This is a genomic window from Ensifer adhaerens (assembly GCF_020035535.1).
Taxonomy (GTDB): Bacteria; Pseudomonadota; Alphaproteobacteria; order Rhizobiales; family Rhizobiaceae; genus Ensifer.
The window spans coordinates 991,082-1,004,412 of sequence record NZ_CP083350.1 but is presented as its reverse complement, the minus strand read 5'-3'; the positions used below and the strand labels follow the sequence as shown (position 1 = coordinate 1,004,412).

At 62.8% G+C, this 13,331-nt stretch carries 11 protein-coding genes; 10 read left to right on the top strand and 1 reads right to left on the bottom strand.

From position 1 onward, the window contains the following. The first annotated feature begins 57 nt into the window (after nucleotides 1–57). From LAC81_RS25020 to LAC81_RS24975, 10 genes are all read left to right on the top strand, one after another. Nucleotides 58–864, top strand: a complete 807-nt coding sequence (locus LAC81_RS25020) for a transporter substrate-binding domain-containing protein (RefSeq protein ID WP_223729841.1) — start codon at nucleotides 58–60, stop codon at nucleotides 862–864. A gap of 72 nt (nucleotides 865–936) precedes the next feature. Continuing rightward, complete coding sequence (locus tag LAC81_RS25015; RefSeq protein WP_223729840.1) at nucleotides 937–1,602, top strand: amino acid ABC transporter permease; 666 nt, start codon at nucleotides 937–939, stop codon at nucleotides 1,600–1,602. 13 nt (nucleotides 1,603–1,615) lie between these two features. After that, the gene (locus LAC81_RS25010) at nucleotides 1,616–2,266 is read left to right on the top strand and encodes an amino acid ABC transporter permease (RefSeq protein WP_034798414.1); all 651 of its coding nucleotides are present in this window, start codon (nucleotides 1,616–1,618) and stop codon (nucleotides 2,264–2,266) included. Next, complete coding sequence (locus tag LAC81_RS25005) at nucleotides 2,259–2,981, top strand: amino acid ABC transporter ATP-binding protein (protein WP_113540834.1); 723 nt, start codon at nucleotides 2,259–2,261, stop codon at nucleotides 2,979–2,981. Before LAC81_RS25010 ends, LAC81_RS25005 begins: the two co-directional genes overlap by 8 nt. Nucleotides 2,982–2,988: 7 nt before the next feature. Next, complete coding sequence (locus LAC81_RS25000) at nucleotides 2,989–4,236, top strand: NAD(P)/FAD-dependent oxidoreductase (RefSeq protein WP_223729839.1); 1,248 nt, start codon at nucleotides 2,989–2,991, stop codon at nucleotides 4,234–4,236. A gap of 12 nt (nucleotides 4,237–4,248) precedes the next feature. Then, nucleotides 4,249–5,250 carry a 4-hydroxyproline epimerase gene (locus LAC81_RS24995; protein ID WP_223729838.1) on the top strand — a complete coding sequence of 334 codons (1,002 nt, stop codon included), beginning with the start codon at nucleotides 4,249–4,251 and terminating at the stop codon, nucleotides 5,248–5,250. Beyond that, on the top strand, nucleotides 5,247–6,938 hold the full coding sequence (locus LAC81_RS24990; protein WP_223729837.1) for an aconitase X: 1,692 nt from the start codon (nucleotides 5,247–5,249) through the stop codon (nucleotides 6,936–6,938). The genes LAC81_RS24995 and LAC81_RS24990 overlap by 4 nt, the downstream gene beginning before the upstream one ends. Before the next feature lie 399 nt (nucleotides 6,939–7,337). Then, nucleotides 7,338–9,287, top strand: coding sequence for a PrkA family serine protein kinase (locus LAC81_RS24985; RefSeq protein WP_223729836.1), 1,950 nt, complete (start codon nucleotides 7,338–7,340; stop codon nucleotides 9,285–9,287). 25 nt (nucleotides 9,288–9,312) lie between these two features. Continuing rightward, nucleotides 9,313–10,632 carry a YeaH/YhbH family protein gene (locus tag LAC81_RS24980; RefSeq protein ID WP_223729835.1) on the top strand — a complete coding sequence of 440 codons (1,320 nt, stop codon included), beginning with the start codon at nucleotides 9,313–9,315 and terminating at the stop codon, nucleotides 10,630–10,632. 12 nt (nucleotides 10,633–10,644) lie between these two features. After that, nucleotides 10,645–12,189 (top strand): SpoVR family protein, encoded by a 1,545-nt coding sequence (locus LAC81_RS24975; protein ID WP_223729834.1) that lies wholly within the window; start codon nucleotides 10,645–10,647, stop codon nucleotides 12,187–12,189. Nucleotides 12,190–12,360: 171 nt separating this feature from the next. Here the strand turns inward: LAC81_RS24975 and LAC81_RS24970 are convergent, their stop codons facing one another. After that, nucleotides 12,361–13,284 carry a LysR family transcriptional regulator gene (locus tag LAC81_RS24970; protein WP_223729833.1) on the bottom strand — a complete coding sequence of 308 codons (924 nt, stop codon included), beginning with the start codon at nucleotides 13,282–13,284 and terminating at the stop codon, nucleotides 12,361–12,363. Nucleotides 13,285–13,331 lie beyond the last annotated feature (47 nt).

Here is a 13,331-nt window from a genome sequence, read left to right as displayed (position 1 = left end):
TCTAAAACGAAATAGTGGGTCAGCCGTCAAACGGCACTCATTTCAGGGAGAGAGATAATGAAGACTTCGGTGCTCGCGCTCGGCCTCGTTGCGGCCGCTGCTCTGACCAGCCAGGCCCATGCCGACAAGCTGGATGACGTCATCGGCTCGGGAACGCTGCGTTGCGCAGTCGTCCTCGACTTCCCGCCGATGGGTTCTCGCGACGAGAACAACAACCCGATCGGTTTTGACGTCGATTACTGCAACGACCTCGCAAAGGCACTCGGCGTCACCGCCGAAATCGTCGAAACCCCGTTCCCGGAGCGTATTCCCGCTCTGATGTCGGGCCGCGTCGACGTCGGCGTTGCCTCGACCTCCGACACGCTTGAGCGTGCCAAGACCGTCGGCATGACGATCCCTTACTTCGCCTTCGAAATGGCCGTTACCGCCAACGAAAAGTCGGGCGTCAAGTCCTTCGAAGACATGAAGGGCAAGACCGTCGGCGCCACCGCCGGCACGTTTGAAGCGATCGCACTCGAAAAGCAGGTCAAGGAATGGGGCGCCGGCGAGTTCCGTCCGTACCAGACCCAGGCCGACGTCTTCCTCGCGCTCAGCCAGGGCCAGATCGACGCCACCGTTTCGACCTCGACCGTTGCCCAGGCCAACGTCAAGACCGGCAAGTTCCCGGGCATTGCCGTCGTCGGCAAGGCACCGTTCGATACCGACTACGTCGCGCTCTTCACCAACCGCGAAGAATACGGCTTCATCAACTTCCTCAACCTTTTCATCAACCAGCAGGTCCGTACCGGCCGTTATGCTGAGCTCTATGAAAAGTGGGTCGGCGGCGAACTGCCGGACCTTACGGCAAAGGGCGTTTACCGCTAATCTGGCCGTCCATCTGGCGGCGCGAGGTGTAGCCTCGCGCCGCTATTCGTTTCCGCAGAGGTGAGACGAAACATGTTCAGTTATACCTTCCATTGGAATCAGGCGCTGAAAGCCCTGCCACAGATGCTCGATGGAGCACTGGTCACCTTGCAGGTGGCCCTGCTCTCGATGGCCATCGGCCTTGCACTGGCGCTGGCGCTCACGGCCTGCCGTCTGTCCGGAAACCGCATCCTCAGTGGCTTCGCCACTGCCTGGGTCGAGATCGCCCGCAACACGCCGGCGCTGTTCCAGATCTACATGGCTCATTTCGGCCTCGGCAATTTCGGCATCCACCTGAGCCCCTATACGGCGCTGCTGGCGGGGATCGCCTTCAACAATGCCGGCTATCTCGCCGAGAATTTCCGCGGCGCGCTCAAGGCCATTCCCGAGACTCAGACACGCGCGGGCCGCTCGCTCGGCATGACAGCGGTGCAGGCGTTCCGTTACATCGTATTGCCTCAGATGCTGCGCATCGCCTTCCTGCCGGTTACCAATCAGATGGTCTGGGCGATCCTGATGACGTCGCTCGGCGTTACCGTGGGCATGAACACCGACCTCGCCGGCATCACACAGGAACTGAACGCCCGTTCGTTCCGCACCTTCGAATTCTTCGCGATCGCGGCGGTCATCTACTACCTGATCGCCAAGGCCGTGACGCTTGGCGCGCGCCTGCTCGCCGCACGCATGTTCCGCTACTAAGGAGAGGTGAGAGATGTTCAATACCGCCCTCACCCTCGCTGATCTCGGTTTCCTGCTGCAAGGCGCCCTGATGACGCTTGCGGTTACCGCCGTCTCGGTTACCGCCGGCACCGTTCTCGGCATCATCTTCGGTGTCGTGCGCAACCAGGTCGGCCCCTATTGGGCAGCCCCGCTCACTTTCGTGCTCGACATCTTCCGCTCGGTGCCGCTCCTGATCCAGCTCGTGCTTGCCAATGCCTTCCAGGCGATCGCCAAGCTCGGCTGGGCGCCGTTCACGACCTCCTGTGTTGTGCTGTCGCTCTATACGGCCGCCTATTGCACCGAGATCGTACGCGGCGGCATCTCGTCGGTACCGCCGACGACGCGCCGTGCCGCCCGTTCGCTCGGCATGACCTGGTGGCAGGACATGCGCTATATCGTGGCGCCGCTTGCAACCCGCGTATCTCTGCCCTCCTGGATCGGCCTGACGCTCGGTGTCATGAAGGACTCGGCACTCGTCCTCTGGCTCGGCCTGATCGAACTGCTGCGCGCCTCGCAGGTGCTCGTCACCCGTCTCCAGGAACCGCTGCTGATCCTTCTGATCTGCGGCGCCATCTACTTCCTCATCAGCTTCCCGATCGCCCGGCTCGGCGGTTACCTTGAAAAACGGTGGTCCAATGATTGAGATCCAGAACGTTCGCAAATCCTTCGGCTCGCTGGAGGTTCTCAAAAGCATTAACCTCACCGTCAACAAGGGCGAGGTGCTGACCATCATTGGCGGCTCCGGTTCCGGCAAATCGACCCTGCTCACCTGCATCAACGGTCTTGAGCCGATCGATGCCGGCCGCATCCTCGTCGACGGCACCGAGGTCCACGCCAAGTCAACAAATCTCAACAAGCTGCGCAGCAAGCTCGGCATCGTCTTCCAGCAGTTCAATGCTTTCCCGCACCTGACCGTGCTTGAAAACGTCACGCTGGCGCCACGCAAGGTGCTGGGCCTCTCGAAGGAGAAGGCCGAGGAGATCGCCGTCAAGCAGCTCACACATGTTGGCCTCGGCGAAAAGCTCGGCGTCTATCCGACCCGCATGTCGGGCGGCCAGCAGCAGCGCATGGCGATTGCCCGCGCGCTTGCCATGTCGCCGGAATACATGCTGTTTGACGAAGTGACCTCGGCGCTCGATCCGCAGCTCGTCGGCGAAGTGCTCGACACGCTGCGCATGCTGGCCTCCGAAGGCATGACGATGATCTGCGTCACGCACGAAATGAAGTTCGCCCGCGAAGTCTCCGACCGTGTCGCCTTCTTCCACAAGGGCGTGATGGCGGAAATCGCCGCACCGGAAGCACTCTTCGGCGCGCCGAAGGATCCGGAACTGCAGAAGTTCCTGGCAGCGACGCACTGAGCCGATCATGAAGGATGCAATTCAGCCTGACGTCATCGTCATCGGTGCCGGCGTCGTCGGCCTTTCTGCGGCGATCGCCGCCCAGGCACGGGGGCTTTCGGTCACCGTGCTCGACCGGGAAGGCCCGGCAGCAGGAGCCTCGGCGGGCAATGCCGGGGCCTTCGCCTTCACCGACATCCTGCCGCTCGCCTCGCCCGGCATCCTCAAAAAGGCGCCGAGGTGGCTGCTCGACCCGCTCGGACCGCTGAGCGTCCCGCCGGCCTATGCGGTGCAGATCGCGCCATGGATGTTCCGCTTCTGGCGTGCCTGCTCGGCAAGCCGCGTGGCACATTCGACGACCGCGCAGACGGCAATGATGGACCTCTCCAAGGCGGAGCTCGAACCCTTCCTGGCTGAGACCGGCACCCTGCCGATGCTGCGCAAGGAGGGCAACCTTCAGGTCTATGAAAGCGAAGCCGAACTGAAGGCATCGCTTCCCGGCTGGAAGGCGCGAGCGGAGCACGGCATCGAGTTCCGCCACATGGGCGCGGCCGAAATGGCCGAAATCCAACCCGGTCTCGCGCCACGCTTCACCCACGGCACCTTTACGCCCGGCTGGTTCTCGATCGCCGATCCCAAGCTCTACACGCTGGCGCTGGCAGACCATTTCCGCGCCAAGGGCGGCACCATCGAGCGCGCCGAGGTCGCGGCACTGAAGCCGGTTGATGGCGGCGTCGAACTGACGGCCGACGGCAAGACGCTGCGTGCCGGCCAGGTCGTGCTTTCGGCCGGCGCCTTCTCGCACCAGATCGCCCGCACGCTCGGCGAGCGCATCCCGCTCGAAACCGAGCGCGGCTATAACACCACATTGCCGCAGGATGCCTTTGATCTGCGCACCCAGGTCACCTTCGGCGGCCACGGCTTCGTCGTCACACGGCTTTCGACCGGCATCCGCGTCGGCGGCGCCGTCGAGCTCGGCGGCCTGAAGCTGCCGCCGAACTTCCGGCGCTCGGAAGCCATGCTGAAGAAGGCGCAGACCTTCCTGCCCGGCTTCAAGAGCAAAGGCGGCGTGCAGTGGATGGGCTTCCGTCCGTCGCTGCCCGATAGCCTGCCGGCCATCGGCCGCGCCCGTGCCACAGGCCGCGTCGTCTATGCCTTCGGCCACGGCCATCTCGGCCTGACGCAGTCGGCAGGAACCGCGCGCCTCGTTGCCGATCTGCTCACCGGCCAGCGGCCGGCGATCGACATCCAATCCTTCTCGCCTCAACGATTCTGACAGAGCATAGACATGCCCAACCACACCTTCTCCTGCATCGACGGCCACACCTGCGGCAACCCGGTCCGCCTCGTTTCCGGCGGCGGGCCGCGGCTCGAAGGGGCCAACATGCTGGAGAAGCGGGCGCATTTCCTGCGCGAATACGACTGGATCCGCACCGGCCTGATGTTCGAGCCGCGCGGCCACGACATGATGTCGGGCTCGATCCTCTATCCGCCGACGCGGCCTGACTGCGACGTGGCGGTACTCTTCATCGAGACCTCAGGCTGCCTGCCGATGTGCGGCCACGGCACGATCGGCACCATCACCATGGCGATCGAGAACGGGCTCATCACCCCGCGCGAGCCGGGCAAGCTCTCGATCGATGCGCCGGCTGGCAAGGTGGATATCACCTATCGCCAGGAAGGCCGGTTCGTCGAGGAAGTGCGCCTCACCAACGTCCCGGGCTTCCTCTATGCCGAGGGGCTGACGGCGGAGGTCGAGGGTTTCGGCGAGATCGTCGTCGACGTCGCCTATGGCGGCAACTTCTACGCCATCGTCGAGCCGCAGAAGAACTTCCGCGACATGGCCGACCATACGGCCGGCGAACTCGTCGGCTGGAGCCCGAAGCTGCGCGCAGCGCTCAACGCCAAGTACGAGTTCGTCCATCCGGAGCATCCGGAAATCCAGGGTCTGAGCCACATCCAGTGGACCGGCAAACCGACGCAGGCCGAAGCCCATGCCCGCAACGCCGTGTTCTACGGCGAAAAGGCGATCGACCGTTCGCCTTGCGGCACCGGCACTTCGGCGCGCATGGCGCAGCTTGCCGCCAAGGGCAAGCTTGGGGTCGGTGACGAGTTCGTACATGAATCGATCATCGGCTCGCTGTTCAAGGGCCGCGTCGAGGCAGCGACCAAGGTCGCCGACCGCGACGCCATCATCCCATCGATCGCCGGCTGGGCCCGCATGACCGGCATCAACACCATCTTCATCGATGACCGCGACCCTTTTGCTCATGGATTTGTCGTAAAATGACCCAATCGATCTCCGCCCGCAGCATTCTCTCCGGCTCCGCCGATGGCCCCATCATCGCCACCGAGGAAGCACTGAGCTTCTGGGGCGGGGTCGATCCGGCAACGGGCCGGGTGATCGACGTGCACCATCCGCTGCACGGTCTCTGTCTCACCGGCGGCATCCTGATGATGCCGTCGAGCCGCGGCTCCTGCACCGGTTCGGGCGTACTGCTCGACATGGCGCTGACCGGGCGTGCGCCGGCGGCCCTCGTGTTCTCGGAAGCTGAGGACGTGTTGACGCTCGGCGCGCTGATCGCCGCCGAGATGTTCGGTAAATCCTTGCCGGTGCTGCGCCTTTCGCGCGAAGCCTTCAAGGCGCTGTCTGAGGCGAAGTCGGCACGCATCAGCGATACGGCGATCGAGGCCGACGGCCTGACGATCCCGGTCACCCCGCCGGCGACGACGGCTCTTAACCTTACCGAAGGCGATCGCGCCATGCTCGACGGCCGCGACGGCGTCGCGGTCCAGCAGGCAATGCGGATCATCTCCGCCATGGCAGCGCAGCAGGGGGCGGAAAAGCTCATCGACGTGGTCCAGGGCCATATCGACGGCTGCATCTACGCAAGCCCCGCAAACCTCACCTTCGCCGAGAAAATGGCGGACATGGGTGCCAAGGTACGGGTGCCGACGACCATGAACGCGATCTCCGTCGACCGGGCCAACTGGCAGGCGCAGGGCGTTCCGGAAAGCTTCGGTGACCCGGCCGCACGGCTTGCGGACGCTTACGTGCGCATGGGCTGTCGCCCGACCTTCACCTGTTCGCCCTATCTGCTCGACAGCGCGCCGAAATCAGGCGAAGCCATTGCCTGGGCGGAGTCCAACGCGGTGATCTTCGCCAATACCGTGCTTGGCGCCCGCACGGCGAAACACCCTGACTTTCTCGACCTCTGCATCGCGCTGACCGGTCGCGCGCCGCTCTCGGGCGTCTATCTCGACGCGCCGCGCAAGGCGAAGCGCGTCATCGAGGTGGAACTGCCCGACAACGTCGACGATGCCTTCTGGCCGCTGATCGGTTATCTCGCCGGCAAGGCAGCACCCGACCGCATCCCGCTGCTGCGCGGTCTTGCTTCGGCAAAGCCTTCACGCGACGACCTCAAGGCACTTTGCGCCGCCTTCGGCACGACGTCCGCATCGCCCATGCTGCATGTGGAGGGCGTGACCCCGGAAGCCGATGGTGCTGCTGCCGAAGATGCCGACCACACGACGATCACGCGCGCCGACATGACTGACGCCTGGTCGCTCTTGAACGAAGGCCCGGCAGAAGTCGAGCTTGTCGCGATCGGCAGCCCGCATGCCTCGCTGGAGGAATGCCGCGCTCTGGCCGTCGCCTTCGACGGTCGCAAGCGCGAAAGCAACGTCGCCGTCATCGTAACCGCCGGACGCGATGCTATTGCCGCGGCGCGCGAGGAAGGCCTGCTTTCGCGGCTGGAGGCAAGCGGAATCCAGGTGCTGCCGGATCTCTGCTGGTGCTCGATCTCCGAGCCGGTCTTCCCGACCAAGACCCGGGCGCTGATGACCAATTCCGGCAAGTACGCCCATTACGGCCCCGGCCTCTCCGGCCGCTCCGTTCGCTTCGGCAGCCTCGCCGATTGCGTAGAGGCGGCGCTCACGGGCCGTGTTCCGGCTCGGTTGCCGGCCTGGCTGTCCTGACAGCTCTTCCTGCTCAGGCGCCGCTGCGCGGCGGCGCCATTGAAGCACACATCACATGCACAGGGCATGCTTTGACGACGCCGTAACCGGTCGAGCATGCATTGGCGAGACGTTGGCCACGTGCGGGACCTTGTTCACCTTCCCGAGCTACCAATCTCGTGCGGCCAAGCCTATCCGAAGGCGCCCAAAAAACGCCCCTCCGGCGCGCCATCTCGGCCGTCCGGATCAGGATTTCGTGAGCCCTCGGTCACGATCTTTCAATCCTTGAAAGCAACCCCTTCGAGAATCAGAAGAAAGCGAGTACTCTGGTGGAACATTGCGCATGGGACGCCGTTTATTCGAATGAGCGAGCCGATAAGCAGCGATCCCCGTCTCAGCCAGCGGCCGCGGGAGAGCATGATGCAAAAGAGCGAATGCGACGTTTTTGATCTCTTCTCGGAGATCTATACCAGTGCAGCGCAAGAAGAAATCAGCCTTCAAGAATACCTTCTGGCATGTCGCGACGACAAAAGCATGTATGCCACCGCGCAGGAGCGGATGGTCACTGCCATCGGTAATCCAACCCTGATCGATACCAGCGCGGACGAACGTCTCGGCCGCATCTTCTCAAACCGCACCGTCAAGATCTATCCATCCTTCGCCGACTTCTACGGCATGGAAGATACGATCGAGCGGATCGTCGGTTACTTCCGCTACGCCGCGCAGGGGCTCGAGGAGCGCAAGCAGATCCTCTACCTGCTCGGACCGGTCGGCGGCGGCAAGTCGTCACTCGCAGAGCGGCTGAAGAAGCTGATGGAACTGCAGCCGATCTACACGCTGGCAGTCGGCGGCAAGGTCAGCCCCGTCTTTGAATCACCCCTTGGCCTCTTCCATCCCGACCGGATGGCCGACCTGCTCGAAGACAAGTACGGCATCGGGCGACGCCGGCTGACCGGCCTGATCTCGCCCTGGGCGACGAAACGGCTCGACGAAGTCGATGGCGACATCTCGAAATTCAGCGTCGTCAAGCTGATGCCGTCGCGGCTGCGCCAGGTCGCAATCGCCAAGACCGAGCCCGGAGACGAGAACAACCAGGACGTTTCCTCGCTGGTCGGCAAGGTCGATATCCGCCAGCTCGAAAACTACAGCCAGGCCGACCCGGACGCCTATTCCTACAGCGGCGGTCTCAACCGCACGACGCAAGGGCTGCTCGAATTCGTCGAAATGTTCAAGGCGCCGATCAAGGTCCTGCATCCGCTTTTGACGGCAACCCAGGAGGGCAACTACAACGGCACCGAAAGCTTCGGAGGCTTCCCCTATCAGGGCATCGTCGTTGCCCACTCCAACGAGTCGGAATGGCTGCAATTCAAGAACAACAAGAACAACGAAGCCTTCCTCGACCGCATTCTCGTGGTCAAGGTTCCCTACTGCCTGCGCGTCACCGAAGAGCGGCAGATCTACGAGAAACTGCTGCGCGAAAGCGAGCTCACCAAGAGCCCCTGTGCACCGGAAGTGCTCGAAAGCCTCAGCCGCTTCACCGTATCGACACGGCTTGCACGCCACGAGAACTCGCCGCTTTATACCAAGATGCGGGTCTATGACGGCGAGAACCTGAAGGACACCGATCCCAAGGCGAAGTCCGTTCAGGAATACCGCGACGCCGCCGGCGTCGACGAAGGCATGACCGGCATCAGCACCCGCTTTGCCTTCAAGGTGCTGTCCGAGACCTTCAACTACGACACCAAGGAGGTCGCGGCCGATCCCGTACATCTCATGTACATCCTGGAACAGGCGATCCGCCGCGAACAGTTCCCGAAGGAGACCGAAGCAAGTTACCTCGACTTCATCAAGTCCGAGCTTGCCTCGCGTTACGCCGAATTCATTGGCCACGAGATCCAGAAGGCCTATCTCGAATCCTACAGCGAATACGGTCAGAACCTTTTCGACCGCTATATCGCCTATGCCGACGCCTGGCTCGAAGACCAGGATTTCAAGGATGCCGATACCGGGCAGATCCTCAACCGGGAGATCCTCGACAGCGAGTTGTCGCAGATCGAAAAACCGGCCGGCATCGCCAACCCCAAGGACTTCCGCAACGAGGTTGTGAAGTTCACCCTGCGCGCCCGCGCCAAGAACCATGGGAAGAACCCCTCCTGGACGAGCTACGAGAAGCTTCGCGACGTGATCGAGAAGCGCATGTTCGGCCAGGTCGAAGACCTGCTGCCGGTCATCAGCTTCGGCTCGAAGAAGGACAGTGCCTCCGAGAAGCAGCATGCCGAATTCGTCCAGCGCATGACCGAGCGCGGCTACACCGAGCGCCAGGTCCGACGGCTGGTCGATTGGTACATGCGGGTCAACAAGGCGGGCTGACGATGCCGAAGCAGGGGATTGGTATATGCCGAATTTCATCGACCGGCGGCTCAATCCGAAGGATAAGAGCCTCGGCAACCGACAGCGTTTTCTGAAACGGGCCCGCGAAGAGCTGAAGCGGGTCATCAAGGAACAGGTCAAATCGGACAGGATCATCGACGTCGATGCGGCGCACGGCGTGCCGATGCCGACCGACGGTGCCAATGAGCCGACGTTTCAGCCGGCTCGCGGCAGCGGCGAGCGCAACTATGTGCTTCCCGGCAACAAGCAGTTTTCGGCAGGCGACCGCCTGCCGAAGCCGGAAGCAGGTGGGGGCGGTGGCGGAAAGGGCCGCCCCGGGACCGGAGAGAGCGAGGACGACTTCCAGTTCATCCTGTCGCGCGAAGAGGTGCTGGATCTCTTCTTCGAGGATCTGGAGCTGCCCGACATGGTCAAGCTCAGCCTCAAGGAAACGGTGACATTCAAACCCCGTCGCGCCGGCTTCGCCACGGCCGGCACGCCGACCAACATCAATGTCGGGCGAACCATGCGCAACAGCTTCGGCCGTCGCCTGGCGTTGCACCGGCCGAAGGAAAAGGAGCTGACGATCCTCGCCGAGGAGATTGCGCGGCTCGAGGCGACGCCGGAAATTTCGGCGAAGGACCGCCAAAAGCTCAGCGAACTCCGCGGAGAACTGGAAAAGATCGAGAAGAAGCGACGGCGCATACCCTATGTCGACCCGGTCGACATCCGCTTCAACCGCTTCGAACAGCAGCCGCTGCCGAATGCCAATGCTGTCATGTTCTGCCTGATGGACGTCTCAGCCTCCATGGGCGAGCGCGAGAAGGACCTCGCCAAGCGCTTCTTCGTGCTTCTGCACCTGTTCCTGAAACGGCGCTACGAGCGGATCGATATCGTCTTCATCCGCCACACCGACGAGGCGCGCGAGGTCGACGAGGAGACGTTCTTCTACAGCACCCAGAGCGGCGGCACGATCGTCTCGACGGCGCTCGAAGAGATGATCCGGGTTGTCGAGGACCGCTACCCCGCCCAGATCTGGAACATCTATGCTGCGCAGGCGTCCGACGGCGACAACATCATCGGCGACAGCGAGCATTGCGCTGCGCTGCTCAGGGAAAAGCTGACGAAGATCTGCCAGTACTACGCCTATGTCGAGATCATCGACGAGCGTGAGACGGAAATCTTCGGATCGACGGACAATGGCACCGCCCTGTGGCGCGCCTATCGCACGGTGGACGGCGAGAAGGCGAATTTCCAGATGACCCGGATTGCCAAACCCGCCGACATCTACCCGGTCTTCCGCAGGCTCTTTGCCCGGCAGCCGGCCACACGCACCCGGAAATGAGGGGACGACCGGATGGCTCGACGTGCGACTTCAGGCCTCCTGTTCCAGGGCTCGGACTGGAACTTCGCGACCCTCTCCCGGGCCTACGACGCGATCGAGACGGTCGCGCTCGAGGAAATGGGCCTCAGCGTCTACCCGAACCAGCTGGAGATCATCACCTCCGAGCAGATGCTCGATGCGTACTCCTCCGTCGGCATGCCGCTGATGTACCAGCACTGGTCCTTCGGCAAGCGCTTTGCCTATGAGGAGCACCACTATCGCAAGGGGCACCGGGGCCTCGCCTACGAGCTGGTGATCAATTCCAATCCCTGCATCACCTATCTCATGGAAGAAAACACCATGGCGATGCAGGCTCTGGTCACGGCCCATGCAGCTTTCGGGCACAATCATTTCTTCAAGAACAACTACCTCTTCCGCCAATGGACGGATGCCGGTGCGATCCTCAGCTACATGGATTTTGCCAAGAAATATGTGAGCAAATGCGAGGAGCGGCACGGCACCGCCGCCGTCGAGGCGATCCTCGATTCCGCCCACGCGCTGATGGACCAGGGCGTATTCCGCTATCGGCGTCCGCCGCGGCTCTCCTCCGAAAAGGTTCGGGAGCGGGCGCGGGAACGGCTGGAATACGAGGAACAGACCTATAGCGATCTCTGGCGGACGCTGCCGCAGACGGCCGAAAGCCATGACCCGGCCGAAGCCGAAAGAGACGCATCCGAACGCAAGAAGGTGCTCAACCTGCCGGAAGAGAACCTGCTCTATTTCCTAGAGAAACACAGCCTGATCCTGGAGCCGTGGCAACGGGAGCTGCTCCGGATCGTCCGGGTCATCGCGCAATATTTCTATCCGCAGCGCCAGACGAAAGTCATGAACGAGGGCTGCGCCACCTTCGTCCACTACACCATCATCAACCGGCTCTACGACCAAGGCCGGATTGGTGAGGGCCACATGCTGGAACTCCTGCAGAGCCACTCCAACGTCGTGTTCCAGCCGGATTTCGACGACCGGCGCTATCCCGGCATCAACCCCTATGCGCTTGGCTTCGCGATGATGCAGGACATTCAGCGGATCGCCACCGAGCCGACCGACGAAGACCGCGACTGGTTCCCCTCCTTTGCCGGCAACGGCGACTGGATGGAGACGCTGCGCGACGCCTGGGCCAACCACCGCGACGAGTCCTTCATTCTGCAATATCTAAGCCCGGCGGTGATGCGAAAGTTCCGCCTGTTCCAGCTCGCGGACCGCGCTTCGGACCGCTTTGTCGAGGTCGCGGCGATCCACAACGAGCGCGGCTATTCAGCCGTTCGCTCGGCCCTTGCCAACAGTTATGACGTCGGTGCCAATCAGCCGGATATCCAGGTCATGGATGTCGATCTGCTGGGGGACCGGCATCTTCGACTGCAGCACAATGTGAAGAGCGGCATCCTGCTCGAAGAGAGCGGCCGCAACGCGACGCTGCGCCACGTGCGCCACCTCTGGGGCTACGAAGTCAGCCTTGCCGGCGTGGACCCGCAAACCGGGCGCACAGTGTACGAATACTCGACGGCAAAAGACGCCTGAGCGAGCGCGGATGCGCCGTGCCATTTCACCGCCGGTGCCGGAAAGGGCGTCGTGGGCGGCCTCAAAACGGGCATCACAAGAATTCAGGGCAGGCATTAGAATTTCTTGGGCTGATGGTATGACTTCGGAGACTGCACGAACTGCTCGCGCGGCGCGAAAAATTCTGCAGTTTCAGCCGGCGAGCGCCTCTCGTGCCGGAGACTGAGGCCAAGCGGTCGCCTCCTGCGCCGCCGCGGCGGTCAGCCACTCGCCAAACGCCTTCATCGCGGGCGTGACGGGCCGTGATTTCAGGCGTGTCAGCCAGTAACTTCCCATCGAGGTGTGGACATCGAATGGCTGTCGGATCGTGCCGTTCGTCAGCAGCCGCGAAAACATCAGCGGCGGTGCGAGCGCGACGCCGATGCCTTGCGCTGCCGCCTCCATCATCGCCAGTGAACTATCGAAGACGACACCCTTGAGCAACGGCGCCGGATAGGCCATGCCGGCCGCCTCGAACCAGTTTACCCATTCATCGGCCCGGTAGGACCTGAGCAGCGTTTCGTTCAGGAGGTCGGCAGGCGTTTTCAACCGGTCGGCAATCTCGGGAATGCAGAGCACGGACAGCGGCGCCTCGAAAAGCCTGACGGCCTCGGTATTGTGCCAGGAACCACCGCCGAAGCGGATGGCGAAGTCCAAGCCTTCCGCAGCCATGTCGACCCGGTTGTTGTTGGTCGAAAGCCGGACGTCGATAAACGGGTACTTCGCCTGGAATTCGGCGAGACGCGGCAACAGCCAGCCGACCGCGAAGGTGCCGACGGCGCCAATCATCAGCACCTCCCGGATATGGCCGGCCTCGAAACGCTCGAGCATGTCGGCCATGCGATCGAAGGAATCGCGCAGCACCGGCAGCAATGCCTCGCCTTCCGTGGTGATCATCAGCCCACGCGGCAACCGCTTGAACAGGGTGACGTTCAGCCGGCTTTCGAGCAACTTGACCTGATGGCTGACTGCCGCTTGCGTCACGCAGAGTTCGATTGCCGCACGGGTGAAGCTCAAATGCCGCGCTGACGCCTCGAAGGCACGCAGCGCATTGAGCGGAAGATATGGCCTGACCATGAATGCCCTAACTCATCTAATGGGTCTCGCAAATAAACGTGGTTTGT

Bases quoted from the DNA above. Each gene is read 5' to 3' on its own strand.
- LAC81_RS25020 (WP_223729841.1), top strand. From the start codon at position 58: ATGAAGACTTCGGTGCTCGCGCTCGGCCTCGTTGCGGCCGCTGCTCTG.
- LAC81_RS25015 (WP_223729840.1), top strand. From the start codon at position 937: ATGTTCAGTTATACCTTCCATTGGAATCAGGCGCTGAAAGCCCTGCCA.
- LAC81_RS25010 (WP_034798414.1), top strand. From the start codon at position 1,616: ATGTTCAATACCGCCCTCACCCTCGCTGATCTCGGTTTCCTGCTGCAA.
- LAC81_RS25005 (WP_113540834.1), top strand. From the start codon at position 2,259: ATGATTGAGATCCAGAACGTTCGCAAATCCTTCGGCTCGCTGGAGGTT.
- LAC81_RS25000 (WP_223729839.1), top strand. From the start codon at position 2,989: ATGAAGGATGCAATTCAGCCTGACGTCATCGTCATCGGTGCCGGCGTC.
- LAC81_RS24995 (WP_223729838.1), top strand. From the start codon at position 4,249: ATGCCCAACCACACCTTCTCCTGCATCGACGGCCACACCTGCGGCAAC.
- LAC81_RS24990 (WP_223729837.1), top strand. From the start codon at position 5,247: ATGACCCAATCGATCTCCGCCCGCAGCATTCTCTCCGGCTCCGCCGAT.
- LAC81_RS24985 (WP_223729836.1), top strand. From the start codon at position 7,338: ATGCAAAAGAGCGAATGCGACGTTTTTGATCTCTTCTCGGAGATCTAT.
- LAC81_RS24980 (WP_223729835.1), top strand. From the start codon at position 9,313: ATGCCGAATTTCATCGACCGGCGGCTCAATCCGAAGGATAAGAGCCTC.
- LAC81_RS24975 (WP_223729834.1), top strand. From the start codon at position 10,645: ATGGCTCGACGTGCGACTTCAGGCCTCCTGTTCCAGGGCTCGGACTGG.
- LAC81_RS24970 (WP_223729833.1), bottom strand. From the start codon at position 13,284: ATGGTCAGGCCATATCTTCCGCTCAATGCGCTGCGTGCCTTCGAGGCG.